The organism is Flavobacterium tyrosinilyticum (genome assembly GCF_023656565.1).
Lineage (GTDB): Bacteria > Bacteroidota > Bacteroidia > Flavobacteriales > Flavobacteriaceae > Flavobacterium > Flavobacterium tyrosinilyticum.
In genome coordinates, this window is record NZ_JAMOKG010000003.1 from 1,195,438 (window position 1) to 1,213,455 (window position 18,018).

General features: G+C 34.8%; 12 protein-coding genes. 5 read left to right on the top strand and 7 right to left on the bottom strand.

All coding sequences use genetic code 11. From position 1 onward, the window contains the following. Window positions 1–506: 506 nt before the first annotated feature. The 7 genes from NCC77_RS19435 to NCC77_RS19465 form a co-directional block, all read right to left on the bottom strand. Window positions 507–1,520, bottom strand: coding sequence for a glycoside hydrolase family 5 protein (locus NCC77_RS19435; protein WP_250837078.1), 1,014 nt, complete (start codon window positions 1,518–1,520; stop codon window positions 507–509). A 12-nt stretch (window positions 1,521–1,532) separates the two neighbouring features. Further along, the gene (locus NCC77_RS19440) at window positions 1,533–2,765 is read right to left on the bottom strand and encodes a glycoside hydrolase family 27 protein (protein ID WP_250837079.1); all 1,233 of its coding nucleotides are present in this window, start codon (window positions 2,763–2,765) and stop codon (window positions 1,533–1,535) included. Between the two features lie 93 nt (window positions 2,766–2,858). Beyond that, entirely contained in the window at window positions 2,859–4,118 is a 1,260-nt protein-coding gene (locus tag NCC77_RS19445) for a fasciclin domain-containing protein (RefSeq protein WP_250837080.1), read from the bottom strand. A gap of 80 nt (window positions 4,119–4,198) precedes the next feature. Next, window positions 4,199–5,272 (bottom strand): IPT/TIG domain-containing protein, encoded by a 1,074-nt coding sequence (locus NCC77_RS19450; protein WP_250837081.1) that lies wholly within the window; start codon window positions 5,270–5,272, stop codon window positions 4,199–4,201. 20 nt (window positions 5,273–5,292) lie between these two features. Beyond that, window positions 5,293–6,855, bottom strand: a complete 1,563-nt coding sequence (locus tag NCC77_RS19455; protein WP_250837082.1) for a RagB/SusD family nutrient uptake outer membrane protein — start codon at window positions 6,853–6,855, stop codon at window positions 5,293–5,295. 11 nt (window positions 6,856–6,866) lie between these two features. Continuing rightward, entirely contained in the window at window positions 6,867–10,034 is a 3,168-nt protein-coding gene (locus NCC77_RS19460; protein ID WP_250837083.1) for a SusC/RagA family TonB-linked outer membrane protein, read from the bottom strand. A 313-nt stretch (window positions 10,035–10,347) separates the two neighbouring features. After that, complete coding sequence (locus NCC77_RS19465) at window positions 10,348–11,226, bottom strand: AraC family transcriptional regulator (RefSeq protein ID WP_250837084.1); 879 nt, start codon at window positions 11,224–11,226, stop codon at window positions 10,348–10,350. A gap of 304 nt (window positions 11,227–11,530) precedes the next feature. Between NCC77_RS19465 and NCC77_RS19470 the strand changes: the two genes are divergently transcribed. From NCC77_RS19470 to NCC77_RS19490, 5 genes are all read left to right on the top strand, one after another. Further along, entirely contained in the window at window positions 11,531–12,667 is a 1,137-nt protein-coding gene (locus NCC77_RS19470) for a glycoside hydrolase family 26 protein (protein ID WP_250837085.1), read from the top strand. A 37-nt stretch (window positions 12,668–12,704) separates the two neighbouring features. Then, a complete protein-coding gene (locus NCC77_RS19475; protein ID WP_250837086.1) occupies window positions 12,705–14,096 on the top strand; it encodes an MFS transporter in 1,392 nt (463 codons plus the stop codon). A 25-nt stretch (window positions 14,097–14,121) separates the two neighbouring features. Continuing rightward, on the top strand, window positions 14,122–15,312 hold the full coding sequence (locus NCC77_RS19480) for a glycoside hydrolase family 130 protein (protein WP_250837087.1): 1,191 nt from the start codon (window positions 14,122–14,124) through the stop codon (window positions 15,310–15,312). A gap of 6 nt (window positions 15,313–15,318) precedes the next feature. Beyond that, a complete protein-coding gene (locus NCC77_RS19485) occupies window positions 15,319–16,509 on the top strand; it encodes an AGE family epimerase/isomerase (RefSeq protein ID WP_250837088.1) in 1,191 nt (396 codons plus the stop codon). Between the two features lie 132 nt (window positions 16,510–16,641). Next, window positions 16,642–17,931 (top strand): glycoside hydrolase 5 family protein, encoded by a 1,290-nt coding sequence (locus NCC77_RS19490; RefSeq protein WP_250837089.1) that lies wholly within the window; start codon window positions 16,642–16,644, stop codon window positions 17,929–17,931. The last annotated feature ends 87 nt before the right edge of the window (window positions 17,932–18,018 follow it).

Consider the following 18,018-nt stretch of genomic DNA (forward strand, 5'->3'; position numbering starts at 1 on the left):
GGCGAAGAATTACGGATTACAAAAATTAAATCTCCAATAATCGTGATTTGACATTTATCGATAATTGTTTTTGAAAATTCAACAACAAAATTTTAACCATTTTTTTGATTTTTACAATGTAAAAAGTAAAAAATACTACAAAAACAAACCATCAAACATTAAAAAAAGTGAATTTAAAAACCAATACCCCCATTTTTTACAGGGGTGTGTTGAAAAATATCAAAAACAACAAAACAAAACAAGCCACAAAAAACAAATATACCCTCCTTTTTTCACCTCAAATAAATTCTTACAAAAACAAACCATTCAAACGTTATACTACACTACAAACCTCAACTTCATTTTTCAAAAAATAAAGAGACAAAAAGAGACCTTTAATTGTATATCTATAAAGGTTATGGGAAATTACATTTGCTTAAATATTGGCATAAAAAAAGACGCACCTTCTAGTGCGTCCGTTTTGTTAATTCATATTAAATATAAATCATTACAATCTTTTCATGATTTTAGTCTTTCAGGCGATATCCAGTCTCCTTCCAATTTGAAGGCAAATATCTTTCATAGGTCCATTGATTATATTTTTTAAAATATTCACGGCCCCTTACTCCAGATTCTTTCAGATCTTTATTTTTCCATTTTCCTCCCGACTTAGCAGATTTATATAAAATCGAGCAGGTTTCGTCTTTATCAGAAACAGACCATACAATCCAACTCAATTTTCTCTCCTCCATCCAATCTATATATTCTTGCCAAGCTTGGTAATTTAATGGCCCGTCACCTGAAGCTTCCATCCCTGCAGATTCTGAAATAAAAATCGGAAGTCCTTTTTTTATTGCTGCATCAGTTCTATCTCGTAATTCTTTCCCATGAGTAGCGGCGTAAAAATGCATTGTGTACATTATATTATCGTACCCCAAAATAGGATCTGAAGCAGGAAGATCTACATCCTGATCCCAATGCGGCGAACCTACCAAAATTATATTATCAGGATCATTTTCTCTAATTACTTTAATTATCTCTTCAGAATAAGCTTTAACCTCTGCCCAAGTTTCATAATCAGGCTCATTAAATATCTCATATATAATGTTAGGATAGTTACCATACTTTTTTGATATCTCTGCAAAGAACTCTTTAGCTTCTTTCAAATTAATATTATGGGTATGCCAATCAACAATCACATAAATATCCTCTTTTATTGCTCCTTTAATAACAGCTTCTATTTTCTCTTTTGAAAATTCTGGATTTTTCATGTACGAATACTCCCCCAGCTCCACTCCTAATGCCGCACGAACAATGTTGCAATTAAAATCCTTTCTTAACCAACTAACGGCTTTTTTATTGTAAAACCTTGGCCACATACTATGCCATCCAAAACTCATTCCCCTTAAAACAACTGGCACTTTATTTTTATTTACCAATTGAGTACCATTTACGCTAAGTTTTCCATGTGTTTCCACCTGAGCATTTGAAAATGAAAACCCAAATACAAAAACAAGCGCTAAAATTTTACTAAACTTCATAATCAATTAGATTTAAGGAATTAACTTTAAAGTAATCACGTCATGAGAAGCTATTTCAGCAACAAAAGCCTTTTTCGTATTTCCAATTTCTTTGTTTTTCCAAAGATCTTTTATTTTGAAGATTGTCTTGCTAAAATCGGCTTCATAACCAAAATCAGCATCTTTTATATTGTTTTTCTTCCAATCGAAATTCACTTTTTTTGAAGTTTCGGTTCTATTGACAAAGCTTACTGCCCAAGCTCCATCTGAAAGCGGTTTTACCCATACTTCTACTCCATCTAAAATTACATATTTAAAACCTTGAATTCCAAGTTTATCTTGATTTACTGAAAGTAATTCTTTGTTGGTTAAAATTGCCAAAGTTTCTTTAGACATTTTACGATAATCGTTTCCTGTAAATAAAGGAGAAGAAAGCATGCACCACATTGCAAAATGCGTTTTATCTTCGGTATCGTTCATTTCATTTCCAACCTCCATCATATCAAAATCGTTCCAATGATCCGGACCTGAATATTTACGAATATCTTTTCTCATATCAGCAATTTTCATGAATCCCCAAGATGACCAATTTTCTGGATGTTTGAATTCGCAGTCAAAACATGGATAGATATCTCCAGAAATTCTCCAAAGATTTCCAATTGGTTTTCCCCACTCCCATGGCTGATTATCACCCCATTCGCAAAGACTAAAAACAATTGGTCTACCAGCAGTTTTTAATGCATTGCTCATTGTAGTATAAGCTTCTTTTGCTGTGATTCCTTCTGTATTGCACCAATCGTATTTCAAAAAATCGATTCCGAGTTTTGCATAAAATCTCGCATCTTGATATTCATACCCTCTTGTTCCTGGATAGCCAGCACACGTTTTTGTTCCGGCACAATTATATAAACCGAATTTCAGACCTTTATTATGCACATAATCTATAAGCGCTTTCATTCCGCTTGGAAATTTTTCTGGATCAGGCACTAAATCGCCGTTTGCGTCACGCTCGTGCGTCATCCAGCCATCATCTAGAACTATATAATTATAACCCGCAGCAGCCAAACCGGAAGAAACCATGATATCGGCCGTTTCTTTTACTAACTTTTCGTCAATATTAGTTGCAAACGTATTCCATGAATTCCACCCCATTGGCAGTGTCATTGCCAATCCTTCAAATTTTCCGCCCTGTTGTTTATGTGTGTTGCCCTGACTGAAAGCAAAACCCGAAATACTGAGAAGAAATCCTAAAATTATTTTTTTCATTCTTTATTCATTTAAAAAAGATCTATAAAAAAGATATTCCCTAATTTTTCAATTAGGGAACACCTCAAACTAACTCATAACATATTTTTTTTTTTATAAAAATCCGATATCGTCTATATAAAATGCGCTAGACGGAGTAATTGTTCCTCCAGAAAATTCTTGAATAAACACACTATCAAAATTTCCATCAGTTAAAAGCTCAGGATGTAACGCTGAAATAGGAATTGAAATATTATTCCATTGTCCTGGCACTAAAGTTACAGTTGTGCCTTTAGCAGAATCGCCCGTATCACTATTTATGGTCACCATTATTTTAGTGCTTTCTGTTGGGAATATAGACATTTTGACAAATTGATAATCTGTCGCTTTTAGAAGAAGATCTGAGTGCATGAAAAGTCCGCTCCAAGCTTCTGCAACTTTTTTGATTGCATGTGTACCTCTGCTCACTTTTTCTGTGCTTTCCCAGGTAATGTCTCCTCCCCAGCCCCAGCCCCATCCTTTCAATGAGTCTTCGTATAATAAATATTTAAGTCCGATTCCGCTTGGAGCAGACACTCCAAACTCCGTTTCTACAACAATAAGTGCGTACGAATCAAAATCGGCTGGAACGGTTGCTTTTATTTCTGTTTTAGAAACCGCAGTAAATGTCGCTTCAGTAGATCCGAATTTTACGCTTTTAACTTTTACAAAATTTTGTCCCGTAATTGTAATAACATCTCCCGCAGAAGCTAACACTTGCGATAATCCTGAAATTACCGGAGCTGGCGGAGTTAACTCAATAACATTACTCAAAACATTCACAAAACCATTTGATCCGTAATAATCCAATCCTGGAGCTTCTTTATCAGATCCGTTTACCTTCAAAACACCGTTGGTTACGTTAATGCTTAACAAGTATAAATCTGCATTTACACCATTTGCCATTGTAGCATAATCTCCCGTTTCCAAATAATCGGCTTCAACCCCTGCAAGTTTGCCCACTCTTTTTTTGACACCTTTAATAACATGACTTAAAACAAGTTGTTTTAAATCTTCTACAGGAACTAGCGTTAAATCTGGATATCCCAGATCATTTACATATCCATTGGTTACCAAGTAAGCATCGAAAGTGGCATCGTTAGGAACAAAATACGTGTAATTATCAGCTGTGTTTAATGTCGACTCCAAACCAGCTAATTTTATTGCTTTTGTAAACGTAGTTAAATTACTATTTGCCTGAATTAAGCCATATGCTGTATTATAATTTTGCTCTGCTCCACCAATATCTTCAATTTCGTTATCGCAGGAAGAAGCTGCAACAACCAAAAAGACACTTAGAGCAATATGTTTTATTTTACTATATATATTTTTCATAAATTCTCTTTTAGTTTTTTAATTATGGATTCTGATTAATAGACCGAACTTTGTCGAAATCTCTACTTGAATCCTAACAATTATTTTAACACCAATCCGATATCATCTAGATAGATCACATTTCCGCCAAAACCGCCAAATTCCTGATATCCAATTTGAGATAATTCAGTTGGATTACCTAGCGAACTATATGGCACCTCAACATAAGTCCAAGAAGTTCTGACATCAACGATCACGATATTTTTCTCAGTATCTCCATTAGCAAAAAACTTTACTTTTCCTGCTTTTTCACCTTTAACCCAAAATCTTACCGCTTTGAATTTATCTGTATCATGATAAGACCAGTTGTTAATACCAATAACATATCCGTCCCATTCACCTGCTTTCCATTGAACACACTTAGTTCCTTGATAAACATCTTTAGCGTAGGCTGCATCAAACTCATTTGTTCCATCCCACAGCGATTGCCAGCCCCAAATATTAGTGAAAGCATCGTCATATATTTCAGAACCTATTACTTGTGGAGCTACTGTTGTTCCAGACACATTTGTTACCGATAAACTTTTCAAGTAACTTCCTTCAGGAACTTTAACCACGATCTCAGTTAATGTAGAAGATATTGGCTCAACTTGGATGTCTCCAAAATTAACTACAGGACGCAAGAAATATTCTCCTGTAATGGTAATGACATCTCCTGGATTTGCATTAACAGGAAACCCTTTAATATTAGGACTTGGGGGTCTAATCGCCACTTTATAGTTCAGAGTACCTAAGTTGGTCACGATCTTCATTTCGTCCATTTCATTATAGTATGGCGTTTTTGAATCTACCATAACCACAATTGCATTGTCTGTTACGAATGTCGGATTAAAATAAGACTCTAATCCGTTAAACGAAATTGATTGCAATGTCGCAAAACCGGATCCTCGAATGATGTAATAATTTCCTGCATTAATAACATCTGTAGGAACATCAACTTTTCTATCTCCTTCAACCAAAGGATCATCAACAACAGATCTGCTAATTCCAGTTACTTCAAGCTTTCCAGATGAACCACCTGCCGAATCATCATTGGAACAAGAAGCGAACAGCAAAATTGAAATCGAAGCCAAAAAATACAACTTCAATAACATTCTATTTTTTATATTTTTCATAGTGATTTACTTTTAAAAAATTATTTGAAAGTGTAAGGAACTGGTGCCTCTTTCAATTTTGGATTTTTTCTAACTTCAACATCTGGTTTTGGATATATAAAATCAGTTGGCGTTGGCGTATAATGTATTACCCCTTGCGAATCGAAACCTCTATCTTGCTGAGAAATTATATTAATTGCTTCCTGACGTGGCAATCTTCCTAAATCGAACCAAAATTCTCCTTCAAAAGCAAATTCAACTCTACGCTCATGGAATAATGCCGCTTTTGTTAAAGGTACATTAGGTCCTAACGTTCCAAGACCCGCTCTAAGTCTCACTTTGTTATATGATTCTTTTGCTGCTGCATTAGTAGTTTCATCAGCTCCAGCCATAGTTGCTTCTGCATGTATCAATAAAAGATCGGCATAACGCATAATATAATTACAGTTACTCATTCCTCCCCATCCATCAGCTGGACCTGTCTCGCTAGTAACCTGGCCTACAACATATTTCTTAACCGCTGCTCCAGTGTTAGCTAATACATCTGGATATTTGGTTTTATCCATAACAAAACCTACAACACCATCTCCTTTAATGTTAGGATAAGAATCTCCATAAATCATAAAAGATTCTTTTCTTCTCAAATCTCCAATTTCAAAAGCATCCTGAACGTCATTACTTGGCACATAAGTAGCACCGTATGAAGCATTATCATTCAAAATATCTAAACCATATTGAATATTAGAGAAATTTCCTCCTCCATAAGTATTGATAGCGCCAGACCACTGCCAAGAATAAATAGATTCTTCGTTGTTATTTTTACTTGTCAAAAACAAATCTGCAAAATTTGGCAATAATCCAAACTCACCTGAGTTAATCACTTTTTCTGCCATTAATTTAGAATCTGCATATTTCTTCTCATATAAATATACTTTGGCTAAAAATGCTTCAGCAGAACCTTGCGTCACAAAAATATTCTCGCCGCCAGGAGTTCTAGATCTAATTTTTGATTTTAGATTTGCTGCAGCGAATTTTAAGTCGTTTTCGATGAATGTGTAAACATCTTCAATTCTATTGGTATTCACCATCGGATCTTTTGCCAAAGCCAAATTATCTTCAATAATAGGCACCGGCCCATACAAACGAACCAAATAAAAATAAGCTATCGATCTAAAAAAATGCGCTTCTGCAATAGTGTTTTTAATAACTGCCTTATTCACCTCTGCAGTAGCATTTTTTTCAATATTATTAATTAAGTTATTAGCTTGTGCTATGATTGCAAAACAAGCTCTCCACGGATCTAACAATATTGGACTATCAGAAGTCAATTTAAACTGAATCAGCTCTGGTCCATCGGCATAAGCCAAACAATTCCCTGATGATAGTTCTGATAATGCGTAAAAATTCTTCGTATAATAAGGCGCCCACATTGCACCATACATTCCATAAGTAGTTCTTGCAACCTGCTCATCTGTATTATAAAACTGGTCACTGCTGTAACTATCTTCAGATGGGCGATCTAAGAAATCTTCGCTGCACGAAGTAGTTGCCAAACCTAGCGTTAAGAATAAAACTAAGGTCTTTATATTGATATATTTTTTCATAAGAGTAGTAATTAAAATTCTAAATTCATTCCAAAAGTGAAACTACGATTGGTTGGGTAACGCCCTGAATCGATTCCTGATAATAATGGATCTTGGTTATATGATCCGATTTCAGGATCATAGCCTGTATATTTGGTAAATGTGTAAAGATTTTGAATACCAAAATAAAATCTTAACTTACTAATGCTTGCTTTTGAGAGCACATCTGAAGGCATATTATACCCTAAAGTAACTTGCTGAATTCTTAAATACGAACCATCTTCTACATAACGATCAGAGATTGCAATATTTGGATGTCCGTCTCCGCCATCAGGTCTTGGATATTTTGCATCCGTATTTTCTGGTGTCCAAAAATCCGCAGCTTCTGCCAATTGATTTTCATACAAACGTTGGTTTTTAGTACCTGCACGTCTTGTTAAGTTCATTACTTTGTTACCATAAGATCCTTGCAAGAAAACACCTAAATCAATGTTTTTATACTTAAAAGTATTGTTGAAACCGTAAGTGAATTTTGGTGCTGGATTACCAATATAGGTCAAGTCCTTATCATCAATCAAACCGTCTTTGTTTTGATCTACATACTCAACATCTCCCAACTGGCTTTTTACAGCTTTATTTCCTGTAAAAGGAATTGGTGCATTGGCCAACTGTTCGTTCGTTCTGATAATACCAACTGCTTGATATCCGTAAAATTGACCTACTGGCTGACCCACTATAGTTTTAGTTACCGCTTTTGTCGTATAATCATTAAGCAATACATCTTTCGTCAAATCGAAATTATCTTGTAAGCTCAACAATTTATTTTTGTTTGTAGAGAAAATTACTTTTGAATTCCATGAAAAATCTTTTCCAAACTTCTCATTATAATCTAAAGTCATCTCAAAACCTTGATTTCTTAAGCTTCCTAAATTTACACTTGGCGCTCCTAAACCTCCCTGATACGCATCTGTACCTGTAACGTAGTAAGGCAATGGCAACACAAATAAAAATCCTTCAGATTCTTTTCTGTATACATCAAATGTCGCTTGAAGTTTTGATTTGAAAAGTGTAAAATCTAAACCTAAATTGGTTTGTTTAGAAGTTTCCCAAGTTAAATCAGGATTTGCAATATTGTTAACCGTAAAGAAGTTCCCCATTGCCGATTTGATTGCGCGAACCGTGCTCATGTAACCTCCACCACCAATATTTTGGTTTCCAGTCTCTCCATATCCACCTCTAAACTTGATATTATCAATATATTCTCTAGTTCCTTCCATAAACTTTTCGTTCGAAAGTTTCCAATACCCAGAAACTGAAGGAAAGTAACCCCACTTTTCACCTGGACCAAAATTAGAACTTCCGTCTGCTCTCATGGTTGCCTGTAAACCATATCGATTATCATAGTCATAATTAAAAGATCCGAAGAAAGAATATAAAGCAGAACTTCCTTTATATTCTGAAGCAACAACTGAATCGGGATCCCCTAAACTAATAGAATGGATATCATTACTTAATAACCCAGAAACAGATTGCGAATTACCGAACCAATGACTATCATTTGCCTCTTGACCAGCCAAAACATTAAAATGGTGATTCCCAGCATCAACTTTATAAGTTAAAACGTTTTTAACGTTAAGTCCATACCAATTGTTTGCTCTCTCTGTCAGCATGTTGGTTTGTCTAACCGCTGAACCCCATTTATAAGTAGGCTGAAAACCTTCAAAATTATCTATATTAGTAGATCCACCAAAGTCAAAACGATACTCCAATCCTTTGGCAATTCTAAAGTTAGCATAAAAATTTCCTATAAAATTTTTCTTAATCAACTTATTAGTATTCATCAATGCAGAAGCTACCGGATTAATCCAAACTCCAATCGATCCATCTGCTGGCGGACCAGCATAGTTGCCATTCGTATCTTTTACCGCAACATCTGGCGTAGACAAAATAGAAGTACTGATAATACCATTGCTAGCACCATTGATTGTAATATCTTCATTGGTTACACCTGCTCCAACAGACACTCCAACAGTAAGCCAATCTTTTAGTTTGCTGTCAACATTTGTTTTAAAACTATATCTTTTGAAACCAGAACCAATAACAATACCTTCTTGATTGGTATAGCCACCTGAAATATAATAGTTAGTACCGTCTTTCGCTCCCGAAAATGAAATCTGGTGATTGTTCATTATCGCAGTTTTATAAATCTCATCTTGCCAATTTGTTCCTTTACCTAAAACAGATGGAACAGCAAATTCATCTCTTGGCGCTACACCATAAACTGCAGCCAAAGCATTTTGCTGTCCAGCGTATTGGCTCAAAGTCATTGTATCTAATAAACGAGTAACATTTTGAATAGAAAAATAGGTATCATAGGTAATTTTTCCTGCTCCTTTTTTTCCTCTTTTTGTAGTAATAATTACAACTCCATTCGACGCTCTAGAACCATAGATAGCAGTTGCAGAAGCATCTTTCAAAATATCCATTGTCTCGATATCGTTAGGGTTTAAAAAAGCTATTGGACTCGAAGTTACGTTTCCTGTATTCGATCCTAAATAACCTGTAACAATTGAACCTCCAGTTGCAGTATTGGCAGCATCTCCAGAAATCGGAATACCATCTATAATATACAATGGCTCATTGGTTCCAGAGATAGAAGTAGTACCACGTATTTTAACCGACACACTACTTCCTGGCTGTCCAGAATTGTTCGTAACTGTTACCCCAGCAGCACGTCCTTGTAACAATTGATCTACAGATACTTGTGGAGAGTCTGCAATATCCTTAGTAGTAACAGTAGAAATAGCTCCTGTCAAATCCTTTTTCTTCACGCTTCTATATCCTACGTTTACCAAAACTTCACGCAAATCTTCTGCGCTAAGTTTCAAGACAACGTTTACTGTTCCGCCATTTTTAACATTGATAGTTTGCGAAACATATCCAATAAATGAAACAGAAATAGTAGAGTTTGCAGGTGCTTCGATAGAATATTTACCATCAAAATCTGTTGAAGCCGTCTTCTTTGTAGCTGTAACTATGATATTGGCACCTGGTATAGATAACCCTTTTTCATCAGATACAGTTCCCGAAACCTTTACCTGAGCTGTAATAAAATTACTAGTCAGTAACAAAAATAATATCAAAGGAATGGCTTTGTGGTCAGCCCTCCAATGAATGAAGCTAGTCATTAGTTTTTTCATAATAAGTGTTTGGTTAGTTAAATTTGTTTATTGCATAATCCAAAAGTAAATGCCTGGGTAATTTTTACTTTTAAATTATTTAACAAATCTATAACAGAGAGGATTATCAAATCGATAGTATTATATCATTTAATGATAATATTTTTACTATAAGCCCTTAAAAAAACACATATAAAAATAAAAGCACATAAATTTTAAATTATTCGCAATCATACCTCTCTCTAGAACACAAACGATGCAAAAAAAACAATGAAATCTTAAAAATCAAACGTTTTCGTTAAAAATAATATTTATTTGTGATAAAAAAGCATCACTATAAAATTCGTTTTAAACCAGAAAACTCTTCACGATATTGGCTTGGTGTACAATTTTTTGTAGCTTTAAAACTACGATTGAAATTTGCTATATTATTAAAACCAGATTTAAAAGCAACTTCAGAAACACTCATATCTTTTTCTACCAGCCAACGCGCCGCATAACCAATACGAATGTCATTTATATAATTCACAAAAGTTTTTCCAGTTCTCTTTTTAATGAATCGGTTAAAAGAAATTATCGACATACTCGCCACATTTGCCACGTCTTCTAAAGTGATTTTTTCAGAAAAATGCTTTTGCACATATTCGTAAACTAACTTCATTTTATCATAATCATCAAAAGTATCATAGTCTACTGTATAAGTCGAAAGCAAACGCTGATTTCTAGAATTGGCCAGATCATACAATAAAGAAGTAATCTCTAAAAAATAATCCATACCATCCAGCTTAGAAAGCCTTACGAGCCTTGGCATCAATTCTTCGGCTGTTTTTTTAGAAAAAAGAATTCCGTGAATTGATCTATTAAACATATCTCGAATCGGATTCATGATACGTCGCGCAAGCAAAGATTCATGAAATAAATCGTTATGAAATTGAATCGTAATTTCGTGTATCTTTTTATTTGTACATTTATTCAACTCCCAACCGTGATATAAATTGGGACCAATCAAAACTAGCTCGACATTATCAATTTCTTCAATATTATCTCCTACAACCCTTTTAACCCCTTTTCCATTCTGAATAAAATTGATCTCAAATTCCGGATGATAATGAACTGGAAAATCAAAACTATCTTTTACACGATCAAAAACTAAAAAGCTGTCACTCGCAGCAAGCGGTGCTATTTCTCTATAAAAATTCTTCGTATTACTCATCTTAAAAACTATTTCAGGAAAACAAATGTTCTTTTTTTGATGCAATAATATGATATATAATTGATAAAATAATATTAATTACACTATAATCATCCGTTTATCTTTGAAAAAATTAATTTATCATTTCTTTAAAAAGAACATTAATAATAAACATTAATCATTTTTTATTAAATAACTTTTTATAGTTTTAATAATTTTAACGCTAATAGCATAGAGAATTTTCGACAGAAGAAATGCTATTATTCAAAAAACGTAAACCCTTGTTTAGTTAGCATTTAGCTAAACAGCCAACTCTTATTTTTCGATGAAAAAACATTTTTTAACGCTTTTAACTGTAACTGCACTAAGCAGTTCGTGTTGGTCTCAAAAAAGCACTAGTAATACTAATTTGTCACTTTCAGATAAAAAAGCAACAATAGAAACTAAAACTTTATATAAAGAACTTAATACTTTAACTCAAAAAGGTTTCTTATTCGGACATCAAGACGATTTGGCTTATGGAGTAAAATGGAAATACGAAGACGGACGCAGTGACATAAAAGATGTCGTTGGAGATTATCCTGCAGTTTATGGCTGGGATATTGCGGGATTAGAAAATGACAGTCCGAATAATATTGATGGCGTTCCTTTTGCTAAAATGAAACAATATATTATTGAGGCAGATTCTAGAGGCGGAATTTCGACTATCAGCTGGCATTTTGACAATCCTGCAACAGGAAAAAATGCTTGGGATAATGTTCCAAATTCTTTAAAAACGATTTTGCCTGGAGCCGAAAATCATAAAAAGTTTACTTCTTGGTTAGACAAAGCGGCTGTTTTCTTTTTGTCTTTAAAAGATAAAAATGGTAAAAACATTCCGATACTTTTTAGACCTTTTCACGAACTTACTGGCGGATGGTTTTGGTGGGGAAAAGGAAACTGCACTCCAGAGGAATTCAAAACCGCTTGGAAATTTACTTTTGATTACCTTCAGAAGAAAGGGGTTCACAACTTGATTTATGTTTATAACACAGGAAGTTTTGGAAGCGAAAACGACTTTCTAGCCAATTATCCTGGAGACAATTATACCGACATGTTGAGTTTTGACACCTACCAAAACAGTAATGATCCAAATGGCGAAAAATTCGTTGCTGAAGTTCAAAATCAATTTAAAATATTAAACGAAATCAGCTCAAAAAAACACAAATTAATGGCACTCGCTGAAGCTGGTTATGAAGCCGTTCCAGACCCAAAATGGTGGACGGGAACTCTATTAAAAGCAATTGGAGATTATAAAATTTCTTATGTATTGCTTTGGAGAAACCACGGATGGCAGGAAAAAGAGCAAAAAATGCATTATTATGCACCATTTTCAGGCCAAGTAAGCGAAAAAGATTTTATCGATTTTTACAATCTCGACCAGACTATCTTTGAAAAAGACATTCAGAAAAAATTAAAATAATTGCCCCGAATTAAATTACAACCTTAAAAAATAACCAATGCACGACAAAATTAGTTTAAAAGAAAAAATCGGTTACGGACTTGGAGACGCTGCTTCTTCTATGTTCTGGAAAATTTTCAGTATGTATTTACTGTTTTTCTACACCGACGTTTTCGGATTGGCGCCTGCTGTAGTAGGAACTATGTTTTTAATTACTAGAATCTGGGACTCATGTTTTGACCCAATTGTTGGAATTCTGGCTGACAGAACCAAAAGCAAATGGGGAAAATTTAGACCTTATTTACTTTGGGTTGCCATACCTTTTGCCGTGATTGGAGTTTTAACTTTTTACACTCCAGATTTTGATGAAAAAGGAAAAATCATTTATGCTTATGTGACCTATTCGTTGATGATGATGATTTATTCTTTAATCAACGTTCCTTACGCTTCACTTTTGGGCGTAATGTCTTCTGACAGAAAAGAAAGAAATACACTTTCGTCTTACCGAATGGTTTTTGCTTTTGGAGGGAGTCTTTTAGCGCTTTGGCTAATTGAACCTTTGGTAAATTATTTTGGCGGAAATCTAAATTCTAAAACAGGCTGGTTGGCAACAATTGCCGTTTTTGGATTAATTACAACTGTCTTTTTCTGGGCTTGTTTTGCCTTCACTAAAGAAAGAATCAAACCTATTGCTGATGAACAGAATAACTTGAAAGAAGATCTAAAAGATCTTTGGAAAAATAAACCTTGGTGGATTTTATTAGGAGCCGGAATTGGAGCTTTGGTATTCAATTCTATTCGTGACGGGGCTGCCGTTTACTACTTCAAATATTATGTAAGCAGTTCTGTAAATTTTGATTTTTCGCTTTTCGGAACCGATTTCCATATGACACCAACTTCAATTTATTTGGTTTTAGGACAAGCAGCAAACATTATCGGAGTAATCATTGCAACACCAATTGCCAATAAAATTGGTAAAAAGAAAACATTTTTTGGTGCAATGGCTTTGGCGGCCATTTTAAGTCTGATTTTCTATTTATTCGGAAAAGAAGATGTTTTCTTAATTATGAGTTTTCAAGTTTTAATCAGCATTTGTGCGGGCTGTATTTTTCCTTTGATCTGGTCCATGTACGCAGACAGTGCCGATTATTCTGAATGGAAACAAGGACGAAGAGCAACAGGATTAGTTTTCTCCGCTTCATCTATGTCGCAAAAATTTGGCTGGACAATTGGCGGTGCTGGAGCAGGATGGCTTTTAGGTTATTTTGGTTTTCAAGCCAATGTTGAGCAGACCGAAACAGCCCAAAATGGAATTCAGCTAATGTTAAGCATCTTACCAGCAATTGCAGCCGCAATTTCAGTAGCTTTTATAGCATTTTACCCATTATCAGAAGAGAAATTACAGATTATAGAACAGGATTTAAATATAAAAAGAGACCAAAATCATTAAAAAACAGATACAGAAATCAATTGATATGACAACGATAACATCTTCAGCCACTTTTCAAGAAAGAAAATCGGCATTAGAAAAACAACATAAAATGCTTCTTGAGCAAAAAAACGGACCTCATGAAAGTGTTGGAAACGGAATTTATGAACGTTACAAAAATCCGGTTGTAACTGCAGCGCACATTCCGTTAAACTGGCGTTTTGATTTTAACGAAAAAGCAAATCCGTTTTTACAAGAAAGAATTGGCATGAATGCCGCTTTCAACGCTGGAGCAATGAAATGGAACGGAAAATATCTACTTGCCGTTCGTGTAGAAGGAATCGACAGAAAATCTTTTTTTGCTATCGCCGAAAGTCCAAACGGAATTGATAACTTCAAATTTTGGGATAAACCGTGTGTGATTCCACAAACTGAAGAACCCGATACAAACGTGTACGATATGCGTTTAATTAATCACGAAGATGGATTTGTTTACGGAATTTTCTGTACCGAAAGAAAAGATCCAAAAGCTCCAAAAGGCGACACCAGTTCGGCTGTTGCCAATGCAGGAATCGTTCGTTCTAAAGATTTAGTAAACTGGGAAAGATTGCCAGATTTGATTTCGAACACAGGACAACAGCGAAATGTTGTTTTGCATCCAGAATTTGTAAACGGAAAATACGCTTTATATACACGTCCGCAAGATGGTTTTATTGATGTTGGAAGTGGCGGAGGAATCGGTTTAGGTTATGTTGACGACATGACAAATCCAGTTGTAAAAGACGAAAAAATCATTTTTGGAAAACAATACCATACGATTTACGAGCTAAAAAACGGTTTGGGTCCAGCTCCAATTAAAACATCAAAAGGCTGGTTGCATTTAGCGCACGGAGTTCGAAATACTGCCGCAGGATTACGCTATACTTTATATATGTTCATGACCGATTTGAATGATATTACAAAAGTAACACACGTTCCTGCCGGACATTTTATGGGACCTGAAGGAATTGAAAGAGTTGGAGACGTATCGAATGTTTTATTTTCTAACGGATGGATCGAAGACGAAGATGGAACGGTTTACGTTTATTACGCTTCTTCAGATACTAGAATGCATGTGGCGGTTTCATCTGTAGATAAACTTGTTGATTATGTAATAAATACTCCAGCAGATACTTTTATTTCGGCAGGTTCAGTGCAAACCATCATTAATCAAATCGAAAAAAATAACGCAATTTAAAATATCGTGTCATTACAAAGAAAGCTTTTAAAATCGGAACTAACCGCAGAATTGGATTCTATCCTAAATTATTGGTCGGAGCGTACTATTGACGATCAAAATGGAGGTTTTGTTGGCCAAATCGATTTTAACGATCATCTGATTGCTCATGCAGAAAAAGGTTCGGTTCTTAATGCCCGAATTCTTTGGACGTTTTCTGCCAGTTACCAAACCACTAGAAACGAAAACCACAAAAAACTGGCAAAAAGAGCATTCGAATTTCTCGCTGCTAATTTTTATGACACACAATTTGGAGGTCTTTTTTGGAGTATAAATGAGGATAAAACTCCAAAAGACACCAAAAACCAGATTTACGCATTGGCTTTTGCGATTTATGGATTGTCTGAATATTATGCCATTTCAAAAGAAGAAAGAGCCTTAGAAATTGCTAAAAACTTATATGCAAAAATTCAAGAACATAGCTATGATAAGATAAACAAAGGCTATTTTGAAGCTTTTACCAGAGATTGGGAACCCATTGATGATTTGCGTTTAAGCGAAAAAGATGCCAACGAAAAGAAAACCATGAATACGCATCTTCATATTATTGAAGGCTATGTGAATTTATATAAAGTCTGGAAAGACGAAAAATTGCTCGTAGATATTGTTGAATTATTAGAAACGATCGAGAAATATTTTATCAATACCGAAACGGGACATTTACGCTTGTTTTTTGACGAAAACTGGAAAGAAAAACCAGATGTCATTTCGTACGGACATGATATTGAAGCAGCTTGGCTTTTACAGCAATGCGCCGAAATTTCGGGAAATGAAACTTTGATTGCCAATTATAAAAAACATGCCATTCAAATTGCAGAAGTAACCAAAGAAGGTTTAGATGCTGATGGCGGTTTATGGTACGAATATGATCCTGAAAAAAATGAGTTGATTGCAGAAAAACATTGGTGGCCACAAGCTGAAGCTTTAATTGGTTTTTACAATGCCTATCAATTAACCGGAAAAGAAGAATATCTGGATATTGTTTACAGAAACTGGAAATTCATAAAAAAGTACATGATCGATCAGCAAAATGGAGAATGGCATTGGGGAATTTATGATGATTATAGTATAATAAAAAAAGACAAAGCCGGATTCTGGAAATGTCCTTACCATAATGGTCGAGCTTGTCTGGAGCTTATTCATCGAATTGAAAATTAAGGTTTCAAATAAAAATCAAAACGTCTTACAGAACGTAAAGTCCTAGCCCCGATAGAAGCGGCATCCTTTTATGGTGGGGTTCACCATAAAAGATACAGCGGATAGCGGGATTAGCTCCTTAAAATATAAATTATGAAAAACAGATTTTTTAAAACCCTTTCATTAGCCTTAATTTTTACTGCAATTGCTTGTCAGGCCCAGGAAAGAATAACCGTAAAAGGAAATGAATTTTACAAAGGTGATAAACCGTACGCTTATATTGGAACCAATTATTGGTACGGAAGTATGCTGGCTTCTAAAAAAATAGGCGATCGTAAAAGGCTTTTGCGCGAGTTGGATTTAATGAAGAAAAACGGAATCGATAATTTACGTGTTTTAGTGGGTGCCGATGGTGGAAAATATGATTTTACCGTTCGTCCAGCACTGCAATATGAACAGGGAAAATATGATGAAGATTTATTGGACGGATTGGATTTTCTGATTAGCGAAATGAGTAAACGAAATATGTATGCCGTTTTGTACTTGACCAATAACTGGGAATGGTCGGGCGGAATGTCACAATACTTAGAATGGAATGGTAAAGGTCCTGTTCCGGTTCCTGCGATCCCACCAAACACTTGGCCTCAGTTTATGTCGTATACAGAACAGTTTCATAGTTGCGAACCTTGCATGGAAGCTTTAAACAATCATGTGAAGTTTATTATTGGACGAACAAATGCGTATTCTAAAAAGAAATACAACGAAGACAACACGATTATGTCGTGGCAAGTTGGAAACGAACCGAGACTTTTTACGGTAGAAAATGAAGTTAAATTCACGAAATGGCTCAATAACATTGTTGATTTAATTGACAGTTTAGATAAAAATCATTTAGTTTCTACAGGTTCTGAAGGGAAAAATAGTTCGAACGACAGCATGGAAATCTTCGAAAGAACGCATCAAAATCCGAACATCGATTATTTGACGATGCATATCTGGCCCAAAAACTGGAATTGGTTTAAGGCCGATAATGCAGAAGCAACAATGCCTGCAACAATCGAAAATGCTGGAAAATATATTGACGATCACATCAAGGTTGCCAACAATCTGAAAAGACCTATTATTATTGAAGAATTTGGTCTTCCGAGAGAAAATGAAAACTTGAATGCAGGAGCTTCTTCTATCTACAGAAATCAATTTTACAGCTACATTTTTGGAAGAGTTGCAGAAAGCGTTAAAAATAATGGTCCGTTAAGAGCGGCCAATTTCTGGGGTTATGGCGGCGAAGGAAAAGCAATAAACGAAACCGGAAAATGGAACCCAGGCGATCCTTTAACAACAGATCCTCCGCAAGAACCGCAAGGTTTAAATTCTGTTTTTAATGGAGATAAATCAACATTAGAAATTGTAAAAAAATACAATTCAGAATTAAAGAAAAAGTAAAATTAATTTTCCACCATATAAGTTATATAAGTTCATTTTAATCAAACTTTTAAATGAACTTATATAACTTATATGGTTTAAAAAATA